Origin of the sequence: Kitasatospora sp. NPDC059673 (genome assembly GCF_042734215.1) — a bacterium.
GTDB lineage: Bacteria > Actinomycetota > Actinomycetes > Streptomycetales > Streptomycetaceae > Kitasatospora.
On record NZ_JBHWEN010000008.1, the window covers coordinates 18,261 to 35,499 of the forward strand.

General features: G+C 74.1%; 15 protein-coding genes. 4 read left to right on the forward strand and 11 right to left on the reverse strand.

Annotation, left to right across the window (positions count from 1 at the left end; all coding sequences use genetic code 11):
- Nucleotides 1-413: 413 nt before the first annotated feature.
- The 6 genes from ACFV18_RS11960 to ACFV18_RS11985 form a co-directional block, all read right to left on the reverse strand.
- On the reverse strand, nt 414-683 hold the full coding sequence (locus tag ACFV18_RS11960) for an acyl carrier protein (RefSeq protein WP_380482032.1): 270 nt from the start codon (nt 681-683) through the stop codon (nt 414-416).
- A 50-nt stretch (nt 684-733) separates the two neighbouring features.
- Nucleotides 734-1,984: a ketosynthase chain-length factor gene (locus ACFV18_RS11965; RefSeq protein ID WP_380482034.1), complete on the reverse strand. Its 1,251-nt coding sequence runs from the start codon at nt 1,982-1,984 to the stop codon at nt 734-736.
- Nucleotides 1,981-3,249 carry a beta-ketoacyl-[acyl-carrier-protein] synthase family protein gene (locus tag ACFV18_RS11970; RefSeq protein WP_380482036.1) on the reverse strand — a complete coding sequence of 423 codons (1,269 nt, stop codon included), beginning with the start codon at nt 3,247-3,249 and terminating at the stop codon, nt 1,981-1,983. The genes ACFV18_RS11965 and ACFV18_RS11970 overlap by 4 nt, the downstream gene beginning before the upstream one ends.
- Nucleotides 3,250-3,368: 119 nt before the next feature.
- A complete protein-coding gene (locus ACFV18_RS11975) occupies nt 3,369-4,118 on the reverse strand; it encodes a thioesterase II family protein (protein WP_380482037.1) in 750 nt (249 codons plus the stop codon).
- Nucleotides 4,115-4,885, reverse strand: coding sequence for a cyclase family protein (locus tag ACFV18_RS11980; protein ID WP_380482336.1), 771 nt, complete (start codon nt 4,883-4,885; stop codon nt 4,115-4,117). The genes ACFV18_RS11975 and ACFV18_RS11980 overlap by 4 nt, the downstream gene beginning before the upstream one ends.
- Before the next feature lie 138 nt (nt 4,886-5,023).
- A complete protein-coding gene (locus ACFV18_RS11985; RefSeq protein WP_380482039.1) occupies nt 5,024-5,842 on the reverse strand; it encodes a BTAD domain-containing putative transcriptional regulator in 819 nt (272 codons plus the stop codon).
- Between the two features lie 278 nt (nt 5,843-6,120).
- On the opposite strand from ACFV18_RS11985, the gene ACFV18_RS11990 reads away from it, so the two are divergent.
- The 4 genes from ACFV18_RS11990 (at nt 6,121) to ACFV18_RS12005 (ending at nt 11,344) form a co-directional block, all read left to right on the forward strand.
- A complete protein-coding gene (locus ACFV18_RS11990) occupies nt 6,121-6,291 on the forward strand; it encodes a hypothetical protein (protein ID WP_380482041.1) in 171 nt (56 codons plus the stop codon).
- On the forward strand, nt 6,288-8,570 hold the full coding sequence (locus ACFV18_RS11995) for a TOMM precursor leader peptide-binding protein (protein WP_380482043.1): 2,283 nt from the start codon (nt 6,288-6,290) through the stop codon (nt 8,568-8,570). Before ACFV18_RS11990 ends, ACFV18_RS11995 begins: the two co-directional genes overlap by 4 nt.
- Before the next feature lie 29 nt (nt 8,571-8,599).
- Nucleotides 8,600-10,060 (forward strand): SagB family peptide dehydrogenase, encoded by a 1,461-nt coding sequence (locus ACFV18_RS12000; protein ID WP_380482045.1) that lies wholly within the window; start codon nt 8,600-8,602, stop codon nt 10,058-10,060.
- 63 nt (nt 10,061-10,123) lie between these two features.
- Nucleotides 10,124-11,344 (forward strand): sensor histidine kinase, encoded by a 1,221-nt coding sequence (locus ACFV18_RS12005; protein WP_380482047.1) that lies wholly within the window; start codon nt 10,124-10,126, stop codon nt 11,342-11,344.
- 7 nt (nt 11,345-11,351) lie between these two features.
- On the opposite strand, the gene ACFV18_RS12010 is transcribed toward ACFV18_RS12005, so the two are convergent.
- From ACFV18_RS12010 to ACFV18_RS12030, 5 genes are all read right to left on the reverse strand, one after another.
- A complete protein-coding gene (locus tag ACFV18_RS12010) occupies nt 11,352-11,957 on the reverse strand; it encodes a DNA-binding response regulator (RefSeq protein ID WP_380482048.1) in 606 nt (201 codons plus the stop codon).
- A 104-nt stretch (nt 11,958-12,061) separates the two neighbouring features.
- Nucleotides 12,062-12,907 carry a 4'-phosphopantetheinyl transferase family protein gene (locus ACFV18_RS12015; RefSeq protein ID WP_380482049.1) on the reverse strand — a complete coding sequence of 282 codons (846 nt, stop codon included), beginning with the start codon at nt 12,905-12,907 and terminating at the stop codon, nt 12,062-12,064.
- Nucleotides 12,904-15,096 carry an acyl-CoA dehydrogenase family protein gene (locus ACFV18_RS12020; protein ID WP_380482051.1) on the reverse strand — a complete coding sequence of 731 codons (2,193 nt, stop codon included), beginning with the start codon at nt 15,094-15,096 and terminating at the stop codon, nt 12,904-12,906. Before ACFV18_RS12020 ends, ACFV18_RS12015 begins: the two co-directional genes overlap by 4 nt.
- A complete protein-coding gene (locus tag ACFV18_RS12025) occupies nt 15,093-16,802 on the reverse strand; it encodes a fatty acyl-AMP ligase (RefSeq protein WP_380482053.1) in 1,710 nt (569 codons plus the stop codon). The genes ACFV18_RS12020 and ACFV18_RS12025 overlap by 4 nt, the downstream gene beginning before the upstream one ends.
- Before the next feature lie 122 nt (nt 16,803-16,924).
- Nucleotides 16,925-17,182 (reverse strand): DUF6059 family protein, encoded by a 258-nt coding sequence (locus ACFV18_RS12030; protein ID WP_380482055.1) that lies wholly within the window; start codon nt 17,180-17,182, stop codon nt 16,925-16,927.
- Nucleotides 17,183-17,239 lie beyond the last annotated feature (57 nt).

Genomic DNA, 17,239 nt, shown 5'->3' on the forward strand with positions numbered 1-17,239 from the left:
ACCCCAGCACGACACTCTCGTACGGCGCGAGCCACCGCGCGAAGCGCAAACCTCCCGACGCCCACTGCCCCGCGCGGAACGCACGGCACTCGCGGCGCGCAAGCTCCCGCAGCACCGCAGCACGACACTCTCGTACGGCGCGAGCCACCGCGCGAAGCGCAAACCTCCCGACGCCCACTGCCCCGCGCGGAGCGCAAAAAAGCACTCGCAGCACCGCAGCGCGACACTCTCCTACGGCACGAGCCACCGCGCGAAGCGCAATCCTCCCGTCGCCCGCTGCCCCGCGCGGAGCGCAAAGAAGCTCTCGCGGGCATGGGAAAGGGGCGCGGGCGGCTGCGTGGGGCGAGAGGGGAGGAGGCCCCTTCCCACCGCCGGGCAGGCGCTCGCGCCCCCTGGGGAGCTCGCCGCAGGCGTCAGACGGCGGCGGTCTCGCGCTCTGCCAGGCCCGCGTTGATGAACTGGAGCAGCAGGCGCGGGGTGTGGGCCTCGGCGACGGTCTCCTCGGCGAGTTCGATGTCGTACTCGCGCTCGATCCGGCCGGTGGTCTGGAGGACCGCCAGCGAGTCGTAGCCGAGGTCGTCGAGGGGGGTGTCGAGGACGTCGCCGTCGAGGTCGATGCTCTCGTCCTCGCCGGCGCATTCGCGGAGCAGGGCGGTGAGTTCGGTCAGGGTCATCTCGGCCATGGCTGGTGGTGCCTTTCTGGTGTGCGGTGCAAGGTGTGGGGTGTGGGGGCTCAGGCGGTGACGACGGCGGCGGAGTTGAAGCCGCCTGCGCCACGTGCGAGGACCAGCGCGGTGCGGACCGTCGCGGGTCGGGCCGTGCCGAGGACGAGGTCGAGGTCGAGGCCGTCCGCGACCTGTTCGACGTTGACGGTGGGCGGGATGACCTGGTCCCGGAGGGTGAGCAGCGCGGCGGCCAGGTCGAGCGAGCCGCCGCCGGCGTAGAGCCGTCCGGTCATGGTCTTGGGGGCGGTGACGGGGACGCCGCGCGGCCCGAAGACGGCGCGCAGGGCGTCGGCCTCCTGCCGGTCGGGTTCGGGTGCGCCCGCCGCGTCGGCGAACACCACGTCCACCTGCTCGGGCGTCACCCCGGCCTCACCGAGCGCCAGTTCGATGGCGCGCCGCAGCCCGGGTTCGAGCCCGCTGCCGGGCCGCGGGTCGAACGTCGCGGCGTACCCGGCGAGCCGCCCGTAGACCGTCGCGCCGCGCGCCTGCGCGGCCTCGGCGTTCTCCAGGATCAGGATCGCCCCGCCCTCGCCGGCCACGTACCCGGCAGCGTCGGACGAGAAGGGCAGGTAGGCGCGGGCGGGGTCGGTCGCGGTGGAGAGCCGGCCGCCGGCCAGTTGCGCGGCCCAGCCCCAGGGGCAGACGGAGCCGTCCACGCCGCCGGTGACGATCACCCGGCTGCCCTTGCGGAGCTGGCGGCGGGCCTGGGCGACGGCATCGATGCCGCCGGCCTGCTCGCTGACCAGGACGCCGCTGGGGCCGCGCAGTCCGTGCCGGATGGAGATCTGGCCGGTGTTGACGGCGTAGAACCAGGCGAAGGACTGGTACGCGCTGACGTACTTGCCGCCCTGGCTCCACAGCGCCTGCAGTTCGCGCTGGCCGAACTCGAAGCCGCCGGCGGAGGCGGCGGTGACCACGCCCGCGGCGTACTCGGGGAGTTGGTCGAGGTCGAGGCCGGCGTGGCCGATGGCTTCCTCGGCGGCGACCAGGGCGAGCCGGGTCATGTGGTCGGTCTGCGGGATCAGCCGGCCGGGGATGCGTTCGGCGGGGTCGAAGCCGGGGACCTCGCCGGCCAGGGTGGCGGGGTACTGGGTGGCGTCGAACCGCTGGACGGGTCGGATGCCGCTGTGGCCGTCCAGGGTGGCCTGCCACCAGGCGTCGGTGCCGAGGCCGTTGGGGGCGGCCACGCCGATGCCGGTGAACACGGCGCCGGCCGTGCCGGTGCTGGGAAGGGTGCTCTCCAGCAGGTCGCTGCTCATGCGGTCCTCCGCTCGGGTCGGGTGAGCACCATGGCGCTCTGGAAGCCGCCGAAGCCGCTGCCGACGCTCAGCACGGTGTCGATCTTCCGCTCGCGGGCGGTGATCGGGGTGTAGTCGAGGTCGCACTCGGGGTCGGGTTCGTGCAGGTTGGCGGTGGGGGGCACGATGCCGTGTTCGATGGCGAGGGCGCTGGCGGCGATCTCCAGCGAGCCGATGGCGCCCAGCGAGTGACCGATCATCGACTTGATGGAGCTGACGGGGGTGGCGTACGCGTGGTCGCCGAGGCTGCGCTTGAACGCGGCGGTCTCGTGCCGGTCGTTCTGCTTGGTGCCGGAGCCGTGCGCGTTGATGTAGTCGACGGCGGTGCCGGGCAGCCGGGCCTCGTCGAGGGCGACCCGGATGGACTCGGCCATCTCCTTGCCGTCGGGCCGCAGTCCGGTCATGTGGTAGGCGTTGGAGCGGGTGGCGAACCCGGCGATCTCGGCGTAGATGTGGGCGCCGCGCCGGCGGGCGGCGTCCAGTTCCTCCAGGACGAAGATCGCGGAGCCTTCGCCGAGCACGAAGCCGTTGCGGGTGCGGTCGAACGGCCGGGAGGCGTGCTCGGGGTCGTCGTTGCGCGGGGAGGTGGCCTTGATGGCGTCGAAGCAGGCCACCGAGATCGGCGAGATGGGGGCCTCGGTGGCGCCGGCGATCATCACGTCGGCGCTGCCTTCGCGGATGAGTTCGACGGCGTGACCGACGGCGTCCAGGCCGGAGGTGCAGCCGGTGGAGACGACTCCGGCGGGGCCCTGCGCGCCGACGCTCCAGGCGACCTCGGCGGCGAAGGAGCTGGGCACGAAGTAGTCGAACAGGTGCGGGACGGCGTAGCGGTGGTCGACCAGCCAGCCGCGGCCGCCGTCGCTGACCACGTTGTACTCGGTGTCCAGGCCCATGGTGGCGCCGACCGCGCTGCCGACGGTGACGCCGGTGCGGAACGGGTCCAGGGAGGCCAGGTCGAGGCCGCTGTCGGCGACCGCTTCGCGGGCACTGGTGACGGCGAACTGGGCCGCCCGGTCCATCCGCCGGATCTCCTGCGGGCTCAGCCCGGCGGCGATCGGGTCGAAGTCGGCCTCGGCGGCGATCCGCGAGCGGAACGAGGAGGCGTCGAAGAGCGTGATCGCCCTGGTCGCGGTCCTGCCGTCGGTGAGCAGCGACCAGAATTCCTTCGTGCCGACCCCGCCGGGGGCGACCACGCCGATCCCGGTGATGACCACTCGCCGGCTCATGGCCGCCTCCCCATAGTCGTGTTCAACGCCGTTCCTTCCTTTCGTGGCCTTCTCTCAAGGCCTGTGACGGACCTGCGGATCGCACCGTCGGGCCCGCCCGGTAGCCTGCGCCGACGGCCTCAAGCCACGCTCGACACCAGCCCGGGTGCTGCTCCCAGGCCGTCCAGGACCTCGGCGAGCAGGGTGGGAGCGGTGCGCTCCCGGACGAAGAAGTGGCCGCCCTCCACCATGCGCAGCTCGAATCCGGCCGCGGCGTAGCGGGCCCACTGGGCGATTCCGCCGGGTGAGGCGATCGGGTCGGTGCGGCCCGCGAGGGCCAGCAGCCTGCTGTTCAGCGTCTGGCCGTCGGCGGCGCGGCACAGGGCCTCGCCGAGCTGGAGGTCGTCGCGGAGCGCGGGCAGCACCCGGCGCCGCCACATTCCGGTCTCTTCCGGGTCGATCGCTCCGGGCGGCAGGACGCCGTGGTCGACCAGTCGGTGCAGCAGTTCGTCGTCGGGCAGGGTGGCGGCGGCCAGCACCGGCGAGCGCAGGTGCGGGGGCAGCACGGCGCCCACGGCGACGAGTTGGGGCAGTGGCCCGCCGGCGCGCTGGAGCGCGGCGGCGCAGGTGTGGGCGACCAGGCCGCCGAGGCTGTGCCCGTAGAACGCGAACGGGCGGTCCAGCAACGGCCCGATCAGTGAGTCGAGTTCGGAGATCAGCCGGTCGGGGTCGGTGATCCGCCGTTCCCTGATCCGCAGCCCGCGGCCGGGCAGCAGGACCGGTACCACTTCGGCGGCGGTGCCGAGCGCCGACTGCCAGCGGGCGAAGGCGGAGACGCCGGCTCCGGCGTGGTGGAAGCAGATCAGACGCGGTGGCCCGCCGCTGCTCACTCCTCCACCAGGGCGACGGCGCGGGTCCAGCCCGCTCCGGCGCCGGCGATCTTGACCGGGAAGCAGGAGACGGTGAAGCCGTGTCCGGGCAGCAGGTCCAGGTTGGTGAGCCGTTCGACCTGGCAGTACTCGCGGCGGCGCCCGGCGAAGTGGGCGGGCCAGAGCACGGACTTGTCGCCGGTCTCCTGGTAACTGCGGATCATGTGCCCGAAGGGGGCGTCCAGGCTCCAGGCGTCGGTGCCGATCACCCGGACCCCGAGGTCGAGCAGGTGGTCGGTGGCCGGGCCGTCGAGCCCGGCGAAGTCGGTGAAGTACCGGGGGGTGCCGGCGTGCTTGGAAGCGCCGGTGTGCAGCAGCACGATGTCCATCGGCGCGGGACGGTGGCCGAGTTCGGCGAAGGCCTTCTCGATCCGCTCGACGCCGATCACGCCGGTGCCGATGTCGGAGACGTCGAGCACCAGGGCCGGCCGCAGGAACCAGTCGAGCGGCATGGCGTCGATGTGGCGCGGCGCCCCGTAGTCGCCGACCGAGCCGTAGTGCGACGGCGCGTCGACGTGGGTGCCGGTGTGGCTGGTGAGGGTGAGCGTGTCCAGGGAGAGCAGCTCACCGCCGGGCAGTTCGGCCGGGTCGAATTCGAGGCCGAAGTGCAGGCGCATCTCCTCGGCCATGTGACGGGCGCCCTCGGCGGGCGTCATGATCTCGTGGACGATCGGGTCCGGCTCCCAGCCAGCCGCGTCCACCGGTGACGACAGGTCGATGATCCGCAACTTCTCCCCCACGGTCGGGTAGGACGGGGTTCCGGCCCGGGGTGGGCGGCGGAACGCGTGGGAGCACTGTGCGGTCGCCGCCTCGAACATCCGTCGAGGCGGGGCAGGGCGACGCTGGGGCCACCGGCCGACGGGCCGTCAGGCGGCGAACAGGTCGAGGATCGGGGTACGGCGTCCGGGCATCCGGTCGAGGGCCGGGTCGGCGGCCAGCATCGCCTGCTGGAGCTTGCGCACCCGCGGCGACGGTTCCAGGCCGAGTTCCTCCACCAGGCGCCCCCGCAGGGCCTGGTAGACCTCCAGCGCCTGCCACTGCCGGCCGGACCGGTACAGCGCGACCATGGCCTGGGCGTGCAGCCCCTCGTGCAGGGGGTGCCGGACCGTCAGTCCGGTGAGTTCTGCGACCAGGTCGGCGTGCCGGTCGAGGCGCAGGTCGGCCTCGATGCGGCGCTCCAGCACCCGCAGCCGGCTCTCCTCAAGCCGGGCCAGTTCGATGTCCAGGATCGGCCCGACCTTGACGTCCACCAGCGCGGGCCCGCGCCACAGGGCCAGCGCCTCCCGGTAGATGACGGCGGCGCCCTCGTCGTCGCCGGCGTCGGTGGTGTCCCGGCCGAGTTCGGCGAGCCGGTCGTACTCGTGCACGTCCACGGCGCCGGGCTGGACCTCCAGCAGGTAGCCGCCGTGCCGGGTGACCAGGATGTCCTTGGCGCTGCACGGGGAGTCCGGGCCGAGCGCCTGGGCGAGCAGCCGGCGCAGGTGGAGGATGTACGTCTGCAGGGTGGTGAGGGCGCTGCGCGGGGCGTCCATGCCCCACAGCTCCTCCAGCAGGGTCGGCACCGGGACGACCTGGTTGGCGTACAGCGCGAGCAGCGCGAGGATCTGCCGCGGCTTGCCGGCGCTCGGCACGATGGAACTGCGCTGCGTCTCGGCGCTGAGCGGGCCGAGCACTCTGATGTCCATGAGGGTTCCTCCCGTGGATGGACCCGTCCGGCAGCCGCCTGGACGCGTCGTGGGCGATGCGGGGCCGGAGCGGGCCCGCTGCCTTCATCAGGCTCCCCCGGCCGCGTCCGCGGCGACCAGTGCCAGATTCCCGAGCGGGGCATGCGTTTCGGCATCCGGCGACTGTGAATCCTTCATGTGCGGCTCGTGAGGCTGGCACTGTTGCCTGTCGGCCACCCCCAGGAGACTTCTGGTCACATCGAGCGAACAACGACTCGAACTCGACCACGGGAGAGACCATGGGCCCCCTCACCAGCGTCATCGGTCAGGACGACGACCTCTTCATCGAGGACCTGAGCCAGCACTCCTCCGCCGCCCGGCCGACCGGCGCCGGCATCCTGTGCTTCTGCCGCGCCGCGGACGCCTACCTGACCGCCCCGGCCGAGGCCGCCCCCGGACGCCTGGCGTGAGCGGGCTCCTCGACCCGGCCGGCCCCGGCCACTTCCTCGCCTTCCGGCCGCACCTGAGCGTGCAGCAGGTTCCCGGCGAGGCCGTCTACCTGATCTCGGACCAGCAGGTCACCGCGCTGCACGGCGCGCAGATCGCCCGGCTGGCGCCGCTGTTGGACGGGACGAGGAGTCTGTACGACCTCCAGCGGGAGACCGCTGACCGGCTCGGCGCGGCGCAGACCGCCGGGCTGATCACCAAACTGCGCCGGGCCGGGCTGGTGTCCGAACGCCCGGCCGGTGCGGCCACCGCCCAGTGCGGCTACTGGTCGGCCGCCGGGCAGGACGAACAGGCGGCGGGCGAGCGGCTCGGCGCGGCCACCGTGCGGGCGCTCGGCCCGGACGGCGCCGACCTGCCCGAACTGCGCGGCGCGCTGGACGCCGCAGGCCTGCGCACCGTCACCGGCGGCGCGGACGCCGACCTGACGGTGGTGCTCTGCGAGGACTACCTGGACCCGGCGCTCGGCACGATCGACGCCGCGCACCGGGCGGCCGGCCGGCCCTGGCTGCCGGTGCGGGCCGACGGCGTGGAGCCCTGGATCGGCCCGTTCTTCGCGCCCGACGGGGCGTGCTGGAGCTGCCTGGCCGACCGGCTGTGGCGCGGCCGGCAGGTCGAGGCGCACGTCCAGCGCGCCCTGGGGCGCACCGGCCCGGCCCCGCGCCGCGCCTGCTCGCTGCCGGCGGCCCGCACCGCGGTGCTGCAGCTGGCCGCGCTGGAGGCCACCAAGTGGCTGGCCGGCTACCGGTACCCGGGCCAGCGGCAGTTGTGGACGCTGGACTCGCTGGCCCTGGACGGGCGCCGGCACCCCGTCACCCGCCGCCCGGAGTGCCCGCAGTGCGGCGACCCGGGGCTGGTCGCGGCGCGGATCAACGCGCCCGTGGTGCTGCGTTCGCGGCCCAAGGCGCAGACCGACGGCGGCGGGCACCGGGCGCTGACGCTGGAGCAGATGATGGAGCGCTACGGCCACCACGTCGATCCGCTGACCGGCCTGGTCAAGGAGATCCGCCGCGACCCGCGCGGGCCCGCCGAGCTGAACTGCTTCCACGCCGGGCTGAACCCGGTGGGCGGCGCCGCCGGCCTGGCCTCGGTCCGCGCGGGGCTGCGCGCCAACGCCTCCGGCAAGGGCGCGAGCGCGCTGCAGGCCGAGGTCGGCGCGCTGGCCGAGTCGCTGGAGCGGCACTCCGGCCACTTGCAGGGCGGCGAGCCGATCGTCCGCGGCCGCTACCGGGAGCTGGCGGCGGACGCCGTCCATCCCGACACCGTCCAGCTGTTCGATCCGCGCCAGTTCGCGGGCCGGCAGGAGTGGAACGCCCGTGCGGGGGCCTTCCACCAGATCGCCGACCCGTTCGACGAGGACGACCCGATCGACTGGCTGCCGGTGTGGTCGCTGACCGAGCAGCGGCAGAAGCTGATGCCCGCCGCGCTCCTCTACTACAACGCCCCGCAGCAGCGCGGCCGCCGCTACTGCCTGGCCAACTCCAACGGCGCGGCAGCGGGCGGCACGCTGGAGGACGCCGTCCTGCAAGGCTTCCTGGAGCTGGTGGAACGCGACGCCATCGCACTCTGGTGGTACAACCGCACCACCCTGCCCGGCATCGACCTCGACGCGTACGGCGACCCGTGGATCGCCCGGGTGCGCGAGCTGCACGCCTCGCTGCACCGCGAGGTGTGGGCGATCGAGCTGACCTCCGACCTGGGCATCCCGGTGGTCGCGGCGTTCTCCCGCCGCACCGACAAGCCGGCCGAGGACATCATGCCCGGCTTCGGCGCCCACCTGGACCCGGCGATCGCGCTGCGCCGGGCCCTCGCGGAGGTCAACCAGCTGCTGCCGAACGTGGTGGACGCCCGCGCCGACGGCACCGGCTACGGCTTCACCGACCCGCAGGCGATGGACTGGATGCGCACCGCGAAGGTCGCCGAACTCCCTTACCTGCTGCCGGATCCGGCCGCCCGCCCCGCCCCGGCCCCGCGCTGCTCGTCGGCGATCGGCCCGCACGAGGACCTGCGGGACGACCTCGCCGCCGCCGAACAGCTGCTCCGCCGGGCCGGAATGGAACTGCTGGTGCTCGACCAGACCCGGCCGGAGGCGGGCCTGCCGGTCGCCAAGGTCGTGGTGCCGGGCCTGCGTCCGCACTGGAACCGGTTCGCCCCGGGCCGCCTGTTCGACGTGCCGGTGCGGCTGGGCCGGCTCGCCGCGCCCACCCCGTACCACCTGCTGAACCCCGTACCGCTGTTCGTCTGAACAGCCCCGCACACCGCGCTGGATGACTGATGCGTATCGAATGCCTGGCCGCCCCGCAGCTCACCGAGCTGTGGTCGCTTCGCGAGGACACCCTGATCGACCCGGACGACGGGCCGGACGGCACCCTGACCGTCCTGACCCGCTGGGGGCCGGTGTACTTCGCGAACCCCGACCCGGTGCTGCGGTCGGCACTGGAACGGATGACGCTCGGCCCGGTGTCGCTGAACAACGTGGCGCCGGGCTTCCCCGGCCTGGAGGACCTCGACCGGCCCGAGGACCACTCCCCCGAGGTGACCAAGCTGCTGCGCGGGCTGCGCCGGATCCGCCACTGCCTGGTGCGCACCCTGGCACTCGGCAACACCCCGCTGCTGAGCATCGTCCCGCTGGCCCGCAACACCGTGTTCGAGCCGCAGCCGGCGCCCGGGGACCGGCCGTGCCGGCTGTCCCGGTTCGCGGTGCTGCGCTACGCCGAGGGCGGGCTGCGCCTGGAGTCGCCGCTCGCCCACCACCGGGTGCAGCTGCACCGCCCCGAGATGGTGCAGCTGCTGGCCCTGCTGGCGGGCGGCGACCGGCCGGTGGGCCTGCAGCTCGACCCGGAGGTGGCCGCCGCCGCGATCGGCTACCTGCTGGCCGCCCGGATCGTGGTCGCCGCCGAGCACCCCGTCACCGGCACCGAGGAGCCCGTCTACGCCGAGGACGACGACCCGACGCTGGCCGGCTGGTCCGCCGACGACATGATGATGCACGCCCGTAGCCGGCTCGGCCGCAGCGACGGCCCGTTCGGCGCGACCTTCGCCCACCTGGGCCGGATGCCGGCCGAGCCGACCGCCAAGCCGCTCGGCGCCCGGGCCGCGATCCCGCTGCCCCGCCCCGACCTGGAACAACTGCGCACCACCGACGAGCCGTTCAGCTCGGTGCTGGAACGCCGCCGTTCGGTGCGGCAGTACGGCCCGGACCAGCTGAGCGTCCGCCAGATCGGCGAACTGCTGTTCCGGTCCTGCCGGATCCGCGAAGGCGCCGACCGGGACGGCCGGCCGTACCCGAGCATGGGCTCGGTGTACGCCCTGGAGCTGTACCTGGTGGCCGGACCGGACACCGAACTGCCGCCCGGCGTCTACCACTACGACCCGCTCGGCCACCTGCTGGAGCCGCTGGACGCCCCGGCCGCCGAGACCGCCGAGCTGCGGGCCGCCGCCCAGGCCACCCTGGGCGCCGACCTTCCGCCACCGCTTCTCCTGGTGCTCACCGCCCGTTTCCGGCGCACCACCCACGCCTTCAGCGGCATCGGGTACACCAGTCTGATGAAGGACGTCGGCGTGCTGATGCAGAGCCTCTACCTGGTGTCCACCGCGATGGGCCTGGCGCCGTGCGCGCTCGCCTCCGGCAATTCGGACACCGCCGCCCGCGCCTTCGGCCTGGACTGGGCGGTCGAGTCGAGCGTCGGAGAGTTCGTGGTCGGTCCGAGCCCATCGGCAGCAGACCAGGGCTAGTCATGTCCCGTACGATCCGGGAGAAGCGGTAAGCGGGAACCGTACGAGTCCGAGGGGGAAATCGTGAACGATGAGGTGTCGTGGCCGACACCCGACCCGGGCGGCAACCAGCTGGCACCGAAGGTCGCGGTGGCGATCACCGCCCTGGTGTTCCTCGGCTACACCGGAGTGGCCACCAGTTACGTCCTCGCCCTGCACCCCAGCGGGCTGCTGCTCGGCAGCACGCTGGCCCTGCTGGCCCTGCTGCTCGGCATCCAGCTGGTGCACTCCTTCCCGCGCCTGGTCCCCTCCCTGGCCAAGCGCTGGCCGCTGACCCTGACCCTGCAGGCGGTGATCACCTACGCGCCGTTCTGCTGGCTGGGCCCGCTGTGGATCGGCATCCCGAGCTTCCTGGCCGGGTCACTGCTCCTGCTGCTGCGGCCGGTGGTGGCCTGGCCCGGGTTCGCCGGCGTGGTGGCGGTCAGCAACCTGCTGATGCTGCTGATGGGCAACCCGGTCGGTGAGACCTTCTACATCTCGGTCGCCACCATCACCAACGGCCTGGTGATCTTCGGACTGTCCCGGCTGACCGACCTGGTGATAGAGGTGCACCGCTCGCGCGCCGAACTCGCCACCCTGGCGGTGGCGCAGGAGCGGCTGCGGTTCGCCCGCGACCTGCACGACCTGCTCGGCTACAGCCTCTCCGCCATCACCCTCAAGTGCGAACTCGCGTACCGGCTGGTACCCGGCCAGCACGAGCTGGCGCAGCAGGAGCTGACGGAGATCCTCCAGACGGCACGTCAGGCCCTCTCGGACGTACGGGCGGTGGCCCGCGGCTACCGGGAGATGTCGCTCTGCGCGGAGGTGGAGAGCGCCAAGGCGATGCTGGCCACGCTCGGAGTGCGCTGCACCGCCCGGCTGGACTTCGGGCTGCTGCCGCAGCAGGTGGAGACCGTGCTGGCGACGGTGCTGCGCGAAGGGCTGACCAACATGCTGCGGCACAGCAAGGTCGAGCAGTGCGAGATCTCGGCGGTCCGCGAGGGCCGCACCGTCCGGTTCCGGCTGGCCAACGACGGCGTGCGCCGCGCCGTGCCGGGGCAGCCGCCGCTGGTGCGGGACACCGGCGGCGGCAGCGGCATCGGCAACCTCACCACCCGGGCGCGCGAACTCGGCGGCACCCTGACCGCGGGCCCGCACGGCACCGGATGGTTCGTGGTGGAGGCGGCGATCGACCTGGACGCGGCCACGCTGGCGCTGTCCGGCTCCGGCAGCGGCCACCGCAAGACCCCTGCCAGAGCGGCCTGAGCGGCCGTCAGAGCCAGCCGGCGTCCCGCGCGATCCGGATCGCGTCCACCCGGTTGCGGGCGTTCAACTTGCCGACCACGGTGGTCAGATAGTTGCGGACCGTCCCGGCGGACAGGAACAGCCGGGCGGCGATCTGACTGGCCTCCATGCCGTCGGCGGCCAGCCGCAGCACCTCCAGTTCGCGCAGCGTGAGCGGCGAGGGCTCACAGTCCAGCGCGGCGACCGCCAGCACCGGGTCGATCGCCCGGCCGCCGGCCGCCACCGTACGGATCGCGGTGGCCAGTTGGCCCGGCTCGATGTCCTTCAACAGGAACCCCGCGACCTGCGCGGCCAGCGCCCGGCGCAGGTTGCCCGGCCGGCCGAGGCTGGTCAGGATCAGCGTCCGGCAGCCCGGCACCTCCCGGGCCAGCTCCCCGGCGGCGGTGATGCCGTCCATTCCGGGCAGGTCGATGTCCAGCACGGCGACGTCCGGTGCGTTCTCCTTCGCCCGGGCCACCACCTCCGCTCCCGACCCGGTCTCCGCGACCACCTCCAGGTCGGGCTCCAACTGCAGCAGGGCGACCAGGGCTCTGCGCAGCACCTGCATGTCCTCCGCCAACAGCACGCGAATCATTCCTTGCCCCCGTTATTCCGCTGACTTGACACATGATCAGCTGAACAATAACGATCTGGGGGCCGTTTTGGATCTTCCAGGACGTTCGATTTTCGTCAGGGCGGTTACCCGGCCCCCGCCCGCAGCAGGTTCACCACCTCCGCGAGAAAGCCGCCGTCGAGCATGGTGGAGACCGCGGTGTCCGGCACCGCCTGATGCCCGGCGTCGTGGCAGGCGACGCTCACCAGATAGCCGCGCTTGAGGGCGTACGTGCCGAACGTCCACTCGCCGAACCCGGCCGCGGAACCGTCCGGGGTGTGCAGGTCGGTACCGGGGCCGGAACCGAACTCGGCGAACCCGAACTCGGTGAAACCGAACCGCATCCCCTGCCCGAGCGCCTTGGTGTACGCCTCCTTCAGGGTCCACAGCCGCAACAGCTGCTTCTCCTGCTTGCGGGCGGGCAGCCGGTCCAGCCAGCTCCGCTCGGCGGGGGTGCACAGCAGGCGGCGCATGTCCTGGTAGCGGACCTTGCGGTCGGCCAGCTCGGTGTCCACACCGATCCGGCCACGCCGGCTCAGGCCGACCACGATCAGGTCCCGGGTGTGGCTGATGCTGACGTCGATCTGGTCACAGCCGCGCAGGTACGGACGGCCACCCGGCTTGTAGCCGAGCTCGACGGCCTCCGGCGGCACCTGCAACGCCGCCCCCGCCGCATACCTGACCAGCAGCCGGGACGCCGCGAACCGCTCCCTGGTCCGGGTCCGCTCCAGCGAACTGAGCCGCTGCCAGTCGCGGGTGCCGAGGACCTGCCGCAGCTCCGGCTCCGCCATCACCGCGTCCTGCCACTGCTCGGTGTAGGCGTGCACCACCGCGTGCCCGTGCCAGGCCATCGCCTGCCGCACCTCGACCCACCGGGCGCTCGGCCCGGGCATCAACAGCGGTGCCGGCACTCCCGCTCGATGGTTCGTCATCGCGAGCCTCCTTCGGCCAGCGGCGTGTCGTACAGGTCCAGGGAACGTCCGCCGGCCAGCCGGGCCAGCACCTCGGCGTGCACCCGCCGCACACAGTCGGCGGGCGGCTGCGCCACCGGCAGGCCGAGCCGGCGGGCCAGCCGGGACAGCGCCAGCACCAGCCACGCCGGATCGGCGAGGAACCCGCCCCCGCCCCGCCGGGCCTCCCAGCCGCCGAGCGCCGCACCCGCCGCCGCCAGCAGCGCGTACCGCTCGACCAGCGCACACCAGGACGGGCTGGCCAGGGCGGCCGCACTGTCGGCGGGCAGCGCCAGCGCCCGCTCCCGCAGCGCCGCCAGCTCCCCCGTCAGCACCCCGGCGAGCTCGGCGGCCACCCGGCCGTCCGGCCCCGCGGGCGGGTCGGCCCGCAACCGGGCCGCGGCACCGGCCAGCGTGGCGATCAGCACGTCACTGCCGCCGGCCACCGCGAGCGCGCCCAGGTCGAGCGGCGGCAACGGCTGCTCGAAGGCGTACAGCGCGGCCGGCGGCTCGGCCGCGCGCAGCCAGGACTCCCGCGCCAGCACGGGCAGCTGCGGGATCAGCACGGCCTGGCAGGCAGCGGTCCCGACATGCCCGAGACTGGCCGCGGGCATGTCCCGGAGCAGCTTCTGCAGGCTGCCCGGCCCGCCCGCCCGGTCGTACCCGGACGCACCGAGCACCGCGGACAGCTCCTCCACGTCGTCCCGCAACAGGTCCGGCACCAGGTACTTGACGGCCGCCGCACCCAGGTGGGCGCTGTCCGGCACCAGGTGCAGGGCACGCAGCACGGCGGTGGCCATCGCGTCGCACAGCAGCAGATCCGCGAACACCCCCGCGAGCAGCGCCCCATGACGGGGCCGGCCGGCGGCCCGGGCGGCGGCCCGCAGCACGGTGTCCGCACCGGCCAGCAGCACCGCCGGGATCAGCGTCCGGTTCAGCTGGAAGGTGCGCAGCGCCAGCCGGACGCCCTCCCCCGGCAGCCCGACCCGGGCCTCGCCGGACACCGGAAGATCGGTGAACTCCAACCCCGCGAACCGGCAGCCACGCATCCCGGTACTGATCCGCCGCGGCAGCACCGTCAACGTGCCACCCGCCTCCGCCGGATCGACCAGCAGCACCGAATGGCTGCCGCCCGCCTCCCCCGCCCTGGCGAACACCACCACCGCACCGGCCCGATCGGCGTTGATCACCACGTCCTTCCGGCCCCGCAGCAGGTAGCCCTCACCCTCCGAGGCGGCCGTGAACTCGCCCTGCCACAGCGCGTTGGCGTGCGCCAGCGCGTGGTGCGCGATCGCCACCGAACGCCCCGCCAGCAGCAGTTCGGCAATCCGCCGCCGCTGCGCCGGGCTGCCGGACGCCCAGACCGGCGCGGCCGCGAACAGCGAGGTGATCCCGTGGCCGAACCCCAGGGAGACGTCCCGCCGGAACACCGGCCGCAGCACCCGCGCCAGCACATCCGCCCGCTCCAGCCTCCCCCCGAGCGCCACCGGCACCAACTCCGCACCGAACCCGCCCTCGTGCAGAACGGCCACCGCCCCCTCGGCCAACTCCGCCCGCTCGTCGGCCGCCAACAACGCCCGGAACCCGGCCGGATTCCCCGGATCATCCGGATCCCCGAGCCGCCGCTCCCACTCCGCGACGCGCTCCCGCACCTGCCGCTCGACGGCACTCACCGGGCCACCGCCGCGCCCGGCGCCAACGCCGAGTTCGACCCGCTCACCCTCCACGCGCCCGTCGGCCGGGCCACCGCGCAAGCCACCCTCCGCACGCCACTCGGCGATCACCGGGCCCGCGTCTGCGACAAGCTCGGCCCGCACTCGCTGCTCAGCGGCGTTCACCAGGCCCGTGCCTGCGGCCGGCTCGACCCGCTCGCCTTCCACGCGCCCGTCGGCCGGGCCGCCGCGCAAGCCACCCTCCGCACGCCACTCGGCGATCACCGGGCCCGCGTCTGCGACAAGCTCGGCCCGCACGCGCTGCTCAGCGGCGTTCACCAGGCCCGTGCCTGCGGCCGGCTCGACCCGCTCACCTTCCACGTGCCCGTCGGCCGGGCCGCCGCACCGCCGCTCAGCAGTGCCCACCTGACCACCGCCGCGCACACCGCCCTCGACGAACTCGACCCGCTCGCCCTCCGCGCGCCCCGCGCGCTGCTCGCGCCTCTCGACGACTCTCACCTGGCCGTCTCCCGGGACGGCACCGGCAACGCCTCGTCGAGTTCGGCGTACACGGGCCGGAGCTCCCCGCGCAGGAACAGTTGCCGCATCGTCGAGCGCCGGACCTTGCCGCTGGTGGTGCGGCGCACCGAGCCGGGGCGGACCAGCAGGACGCCGGCCGGCCGCGCGCCGAACTCCTCGGCCAGGCAGCCGCGCACCCGCGCGGCGAGCGCCGCCAGCGTGGCCTGGTCGCGGCCGGGGTGCCGGACTTCCTGGACCACCACCAGCCGGTCTGGCTGGTCGGCGCCGAACACCACGGCGGAGGCCAGGCGTTCGCCGCAGTCGATCAGGCGGCGTTCCATCTCCTGGGGGTGGACGCTCTGTCCGGCCACCTCCACGGTGTCCTTGAGCCGGCCGGTCAGGTACAGCTCGCCGTCGCTGAGCACGCCGAGGTCGCCGGTGCGCAGGAAGCCGCGGGCGCCGGCGGCGGTGACGGCGCCGAACACCTCGGCGGTCTCCAGCGGCCGCTGCCAGTACCCGGCGGCGACCGCCGCGCCCCGCACCCACACCTCGCCCTCCGCGCCGTCGGGCAGTTCGGTGCGGTTCACCGGGTCGACGATCCGCACCTCGCCGCCGCGCGGCCGCCCGCAGCTGACCACCCGTCGGCCGTCCGCGGCTCCCACCGGCAGCCCGGACCGGACCGCGGCGGGGCTGCCGCCGGTGGTGCTGACCAGCAGCGTCGCCTCGGCCAGCCCGTACCCGGCGACCATCGCGCCGGGCCGCAGCCCGGCCGCGGCGAAGCGTCCGGCGAACGCCTCGACGGTGGCCGCGGACACCGGTTCGGCGGCGTTCACGGCCATCTCCCAGCGCGACAGGTCGAGCCCGGCGAGTTCCGCGTCGGTGACCTCGGCGGCGCACCGGGCGTACGCGGAGTCGGGGGCGGCGGCGACCGTCACCCCGTACTCGTCGATGGCCCGCAGCCAGCGCACGGGGCGTCCCAGGAACAGCCGGGGCGGCATCAGCACGGCGGTCGCGCCCAGCCACAGCGGGTGCAGCACCTGCCCGATCAGGCCCAGGTCGTGGTAGCAGGGCAGCCAGCCGCCGATCCGCGAGCCGGCGTGGGTGCCCAGCGCCTGCTGGATCTCCCGCATGGTGGCCAGCAGGTTGGCGTGGGTGACCTGCACGCCGCGCGGGGCGGCGGTGGTGCCGGAGGTGTACTGGATCAGCGCGACCGTCTCCGGGCCGAGGCGCGGCATCGGCCGTCCCTCCGCCCGCTCGGCGGCGTCCGGCAGCACCGTGTCGACGGCCAGGCACAGCACGGCGCCGCGCCCCGCGTCGGACAGTCGCCGCGAGACGTCCGCGGCGTGCCGGGAGACGGTGAGGACCACGGCCGCGCCGGTCTCCCGGGCGATCGCGGTGGTCCGCTCGGCGGCGGCCGCGGACGTGGACGGCGGCGGGACGGGCACCGCGACGGCGCCCGCGTACAGGCAGGCCACCACCGCGACGGCCAGTTCCACGCCGGTCTCCAGCGCCACCAGCACCGGCCGGCCGGTCGCCTGGCGGTCGGTCAGCCAGTTCGCCAACTCACGGGCCCGGCGGTCGAGTTCACCGTAGCTCGCGGTGCGCGCAGCGGTGCCCGGATCACCCGGCTCGACCACCGCCGGCTCGGCGGCCGCGCGGGCGAACCGCTCGACCAGGGCCTCGGTCAGAGTTGCCGGCTCCCGCATTCCGCACCTCCGGAGGTTCCGCGCCCGGCCCGCTCCTCGAGCCGCGCTGCGCCCAGTCTCCGGCGGTCCGCTCAACCAGCTCTTGAAGCCCGCTCTCCTCCGGCTCGGCCGCGCCCGCGCGGTCAGCGCCATGTCCCTCCCGGCAGCAGTCGCTCCAGGTGGCGCAGTTCGGAACGCAGCGCGAGTTCGACGGCGCTCAGCGGCACGTCCGGGATCAGCTGCTCGGGGTGTCCGGGGGGCGGCGGCAGCAGGGTGATCGGCGGTTCCAGCGGCCACGGGCGTTCCACCGGCCGTCCGAGCAGCAGGGCCTCGTACCGGGAGGCCGCCGTGCAGAGGTACATGTCGCCGAGCAGCGACAGGCCCCACAGCAGCCGTCTCACAGCCGTCCCCAGCAGCCTCCGTCCCGAACCTGTCGTCCCGGCCATTACCCCACCTCG